General features: G+C 38.5%; 5 protein-coding genes, 1 tRNA gene and 1 pseudogene. 5 read left to right on the top strand and 2 right to left on the bottom strand.

All coding sequences use genetic code 11. The features are described from left to right. Positions 1-89, top strand: an 89-nt coding sequence (locus tag SGJ10_06735; GenBank protein MDZ4757819.1) for an IS5/IS1182 family transposase, incomplete at its 5' end; no start/stop codon positions are given. Positions 90-100: 11 nt separating this feature from the next. Next, positions 101-388, top strand: a pseudogene (locus tag SGJ10_06730) (transposase). Positions 389-696: 308 nt separating this feature from the next. Here SGJ10_06730 and SGJ10_06725 read toward each other — a convergent pair. Both SGJ10_06725 and recA read right to left on the bottom strand, forming a co-directional pair. Continuing rightward, positions 697-769, bottom strand: a tRNA-Lys gene (locus SGJ10_06725). A 91-nt stretch (positions 770-860) separates the two neighbouring features. Then, positions 861-1,889, bottom strand: a complete 1,029-nt coding sequence (gene recA / locus SGJ10_06720; GenBank protein MDZ4757818.1) for a recombinase RecA — start codon at positions 1,887-1,889, stop codon at positions 861-863. Between the two features lie 273 nt (positions 1,890-2,162). Between recA and SGJ10_06715 the strand changes: the two genes are divergently transcribed. The 3 genes from SGJ10_06715 to SGJ10_06705 form a co-directional block, all read left to right on the top strand. After that, positions 2,163-3,320, top strand: coding sequence for a methionine aminotransferase (locus tag SGJ10_06715; protein ID MDZ4757817.1), 1,158 nt, complete (start codon positions 2,163-2,165; stop codon positions 3,318-3,320). Then, positions 3,317-4,096: an amidohydrolase gene (locus tag SGJ10_06710; protein ID MDZ4757816.1), complete on the top strand. Its 780-nt coding sequence runs from the start codon at positions 3,317-3,319 to the stop codon at positions 4,094-4,096. The genes SGJ10_06715 and SGJ10_06710 overlap by 4 nt, the downstream gene beginning before the upstream one ends. A 392-nt stretch (positions 4,097-4,488) precedes the next feature. Beyond that, positions 4,489-5,320 (top strand): hypothetical protein (locus tag SGJ10_06705; GenBank protein ID MDZ4757815.1); only part of this gene is annotated, 832 nt, incomplete at its 3' end.

The raw sequence follows: 5,320 nt of genomic DNA, 5'->3' as shown, positions 1-5,320 counted from the left end.
GAATTATTGCTGAAAAATATAGGAACAGAAGAAAGAAATATAACCTGAGACTTAATCTGATTGCTGGACTTTACAATTTTCAATTATGAAAGAGGTCTAATATAAAAAAAGGATGGGATATTACCTCGCGGAAGTATTGGCCGATAGAATATATTGCACTAGGGAAAATAGGCGACGGCTCAAAGACCTTAATATAGAACTAAGAGCAAAGCCTCTTGGCCGTCCGAAAAAAGAGGCATTGTCAAATCAAGTAAGTCCAGGAGAGCGAAATCCAATTGAAGGCAAATTTGGCCAAGCGAAAGTAGGGTACGGTTTAGACAACATCAAAGCTAAACTAAAAACTACAAGCGAATCATGGATAGCCTCAATTACTTTGGTGCTCAACCTCGTTAATTTAACGAGGTTAGCACCCCTGTGCCTATACAAATATATATATAATATTTTTTCTAAACTTTTTCGCACAGAAATATTCAAGCTGAGTTTTTGACCAGACCCTAATTATGTTCGGACGTTTAAAATCTCCCAATTTTAATTATTACCTGCAAAAAGTGTCCAAAAAAATAAAATGATTAAATCAACTTCAGATTTTTTGCCACAGGAATCATAAGCATTTATCAAAATGTTTCTCCGATGTTTACCCCGAACAAAAAATAGGCTGTACATTATTCATTTACAGCCTATTACGTTGATTTTTCGTGATCCCGCTGGGACTCGAACCCAGGACCCCAACATTAAAAGTGTTATGCTCTACCAACTGAGCTACGGAATCAATCCCCATTTTTGGGAGTGCAAAGGTAAGGTTTCATGCACCTCTTTTACAAACTGAAATGCAAATTAATTTATAAGTAATTGAACACTACTTAATCCTGTTCTAATTTAGCTATTACACCAGAAGAAAACGCCTTTTCTCGGATACGACCTTCAATCTCTTCACTCATCTCAGGGTTATCTAATAGCATTTGTTTCACAGAATCGCGGCCTTGACCAATTTTGGTATCATTATAACTAAACCATGAACCACTCTTTTTGATAATCTCATAGTCAACACCAAGGTCTACTATCTCACCTACTTTAGAGATTCCCTGTCCATACATAATATCAAACTCAACCACACGGAACGGGGGGGCCACTTTATTTTTTGCTACTTTCACTTTGGTGCGGTTACCCACTATATCATTTCCGTCTTTCAATTGTCCTATGCGGCGAATATCTATACGCACCGATGCATAAAATTTCAAGGCATTACCACCGGTAGTGGTTTCAGGGTTGCCAAACATTACTCCGATTTTTTCACGCAATTGGTTTATGAACACGCAACAACAATTTGTTTTATTGATAGTACCCGTAAGTTTACGCAAAGCCTGACTCATCAAACGAGCTTGTAAACCCATTTTACTATCACCCATATCACCTTCAATCTCCGCACGCGGAACCAAAGCAGCCACACTATCTATCACTATAATATCAATTGCACCTGAGCGTATCAAGTTGTCCGCTATTTCTAAAGCTTGCTCACCATCATCGGGCTGCGATATCAAGAGTGCAGAAGTATCTATACCCAGCTTCTCTGCATAGGTTTTATCAAAAGCATGCTCTGCATCTATAAAAGCTGCGATACCTCCTGCTTTTTGTGCTTCAGCAATGGCGTGCATAGAAAGTGTAGTTTTTCCAGATGATTCAGGTCCATATATTTCTATAACCCTGCCTTTAGGAAAACCACCAATGCCCAGTGCAATATCAAGTCCCAATGAACCAGTTGAAAGTGCTTCGATACCTTCTATTCTGTCATCGTTCATTTTCATTACAATGCCTTTACCGTATTGCTTCTCCAATCGTTCGATGGTACTTTGCAATGATTTTATTTTATCGTTGTCCATATTTTTTGTCATAATTAGTGCGAAGGTATTGCAATAAAATTTTGGCCAATAAACCAATTGTTCACAAGTTTAATAACATTTATCTATAACGTCATCCTCAGCATCTCGAATCTTATTCGGGACTGCGAAGGATCTGTTTGATTCGACGACTAAATTCTTAAATAGCCAATTCCCTCCTATGGTCGGAAGCCAAGTACAATATAAACTTTGTCCTACGTCAAATGATAATTATATACAAACTATTAAGTTCGCAGGCTTTTATTTGCACTAAATTTAAAACTGAACATGCCTCAATTTCCCAATATTATAAAATCGAAACTGCCCAAAGCTGGCACCTCTATTTTTGCTGTTATGAGTGCACTGGCCAATAAACACAATGCAATCAATCTGGCACAAGGCTTCCCCGATTTCGCCTGCGACCCCGAGCTCGTAAAACTAGTAAACGACGCCATGAAAAAAGGACATAATCAATATGCACCTATGCCCGGTCATATACCCTTGCGTGAAGCCATTGCTGAAAAAACTTCAGAACTCTATTCTGCATATTATAATCCAGATACAGAAATCACTATAATGCCTGGCGGAACATTAGCAATCAATGCCACTATTATGGCTTTGGTACATGAAGGCGACGAAGTGATAGTTATAGAACCTTGTTACGACTCTTATGTGCCCAGTATAATAATGGCGGGCGGAATACCTGTATATGCTTCTATGAAAATGCCGGGTTACCAAATAGACTGGAGCGAATTAAAAAAACTGGTCAACCACCATACCCGTATGATTATTCTCAATACACCCAATAACCCAACAGGACAAGTTATTAGCAGTAACGATATGCAGAAATTGCAGAAACTGGTGGAAGGCACTGACATAATTATATTAAGTGATGAAGTATACGAACATATAATATTTGATGGCTATGAGCACCAAAGCGTTTCGCGTTTTCCCAAGTTGGCCGAACGTAGTGTTATTATATCATCATTTGGCAAAACTTTTCACACAACAGGTTGGAAGATTGGCTATTGCTTGGCACCTGCAAACTTGATGGTAGAAATTCGTAAAGCATATCAATTTATGGTTTTTAGTGTGCATACACCTACTCAATATGCCATCACAGAATATATAAAAAACAAGGATACTTATTTGCAATTAGGTGCTTTCTACCAACAAAAACGTGATTATTTTGCCAATTTGATGGAAGGAAGTCAGTTTAAATTATTGCCCTGCAGTGGTAGTTATTTTCAGTGTGCTGTATACGATAAAATAAGTAACGAAAACGACAAAGAATTTGCAAACAGAGTTACCATAGAAGCAGGCGTGGCAAGTATCCCCATTTCTGCTTTCTATCATAAAGGGGTCGATAATAAAGTACTCCGTTTTTGCTTTGCAAAAAAAGAAGAAACTTTAGAAAAAGCTGCTGAGAAATTATCAAATTTATGAGCAAATTATATCTAACTTTAATTCAATATGATATTGTTTGGGAAAACAAACAACAAAATTTTGAAAAACTCAATCAAATCATATATAATATAACTGAGCAAACAGACTTAATTTTATTGCCTGAAATGTTTCAAACAGGTTTCAGCATGAATTCCCCTGCACTAGCAGAGTCTATGGATGACAAAACGATAAAATGGATGCATGAAAAGGCAAAAGAAAAAGATTGTTATATAGCAGGTAGTTTTATATGTAGCGATGAGGGGAATTATTATAATAGATTTATAGTTATTTCTCCCCAAGGCGATTCCAAATATTATAATAAACGGCACTCATTTGGTTTGGGTAAAGAAAACGAAAATTATACTGCGGGCAGCGAACGTATCACCTTCCAAATTAAAGGATTTAAAATTTGCCCCATGGTCTGTTACGATTTGCGTTTCCCAGTATGGTCACGAAACAATGTTGGTTATGATATATTATTATACGTCGCCAATTGGCCCACCCGACGAAGTTTTGCTTGGAAACAATTACTCATTGGTAGAGCAATCGAAAATCAATGTTTTGTTGCTGCAGTCAATAGAATTGGAGTTGATGGGAATAATATAGACCATTCAGGAGATAGTGCGGTCTTAAATCCTGACGGAAGCTATATCTGGCAGGCCAAAACAAATACACAACAAGTTAAAAAAGTGGAATTAAACCTTGATTATTTAGCCCAATTCAGAAATGATTTTCCGTTTTTGAAAGATGCTGATAAGTTTGATATGAAATTTTAGAAATATAATAACTGTTTCCACATTATAATTGTCTATGTTTGTGTATAGATTTATTTGATAGTTCTATTGATTAATTTTATCAGTGTTGAATAATTTAAATTGCATATAATCAATAACATAATAGGAAATAAATAGGCAGAGATATTAGTAGGCAACCCAAACCTAGTTTTGAGAGTCGTGAAGTCGTAAGCGAGAATTTTGCAAACCCGCTTAAAAATCTTAAATTTGAACTCTAAATCATTAAAAAAAAGCTGTTAATGAAAAAAATTCTACCCCTACTGTTGTTTTTTCTTAGCTTTACACAAAGTTGGGAAACGAAGGCAACCCATATGATGGGAGCCGATATCGAGTACACTTGCCGCAATAAGGACACGTTCGATTTTATCGTGCGTGTGTTCAAGGACTGTAAAGGTATTAATCTTTCACCTATTTCCATGAGTGTTATCGGAATTGGATGTTCCTATAGCTCCAATTACACTATGACACAGGTCTCATGTACCGACATCACACCAGTCTGCAAAAAGTCATGCTCCAAGTGCGACCGTACCAACTGCAATGCATGGGGCTATCCCAACGGTTCCGATGCAAGTTGTTCGTTTCCCTATGGTGTTGAAAAAGTGATATTCAAACAAATGGTTGTTTTCACTGGTACCAATTGCTGCAAGTTCCGTGTGGAATATTCCCAGCAGGCACGAAACGGTGCCATCACCACCTGTTGTGCAAACGAAAATTTTTATTCCTATGCCGAATTCAACCGATGCATCAGCCCCTGCAACAACTCACCCACACTCACAAACGACCCCGTGGGTATGTACTGCGTGGGCAACTGCATCTGCTACAACAACGGTGCCCGCGACACTTCCAACTACGATTCCATTTCTTACCACATGGCACAGGCTCTTAATGGTTACAACTCGCCTTGCTCTTACTATGGTTCTTATACTTACCAGTACCCCTTGTACTATGATGGTTTCCCCTCGATAAAAAAATACAACGACAAGACTTGCAAGGGATGGCTCTTGGACTCAATCACTGGCGACCTTTGCTTCAAGCCGATGCAGCAGCAGGTGTCCGTTGTGGCCATCACCCTCAAAGAATGGCGTAAGGACTCCAACGGCAAGATGATGAACATAGGTCTCACCCGCCGCGACATGCAGCTAATTATTGTGGCCAACTGTACCAACAAGGCACCGAGCCTTCCCGCGGCCACCCAAGTGGGCTGTG

It is taken from the genome of Bacteroidota bacterium (assembly GCA_034439655.1).
Taxonomy (GTDB): domain Bacteria; phylum Bacteroidota; class Bacteroidia; order UKL13-3; family UKL13-3; genus CANJUD01.
The sequence above is the reverse complement of the archived record's forward strand: the minus strand, read 5'-3'. Positions and strand labels throughout refer to the sequence as shown.

What these genes read in the sequence shown, in the direction of transcription:
- SGJ10_06715 (MDZ4757817.1), top strand. Translation starts at nt 2,163, where the DNA reads ATGCCTCAATTTCCCAATATTATAAAATCGAAACTGCCCAAAGCTGGC.
- SGJ10_06710 (MDZ4757816.1), top strand. Translation starts at nt 3,317, where the DNA reads ATGAGCAAATTATATCTAACTTTAATTCAATATGATATTGTTTGGGAA.
- recA (MDZ4757818.1), bottom strand. Translation starts at nt 1,889, where the DNA reads ATGACAAAAAATATGGACAACGATAAAATAAAATCATTGCAAAGTACC.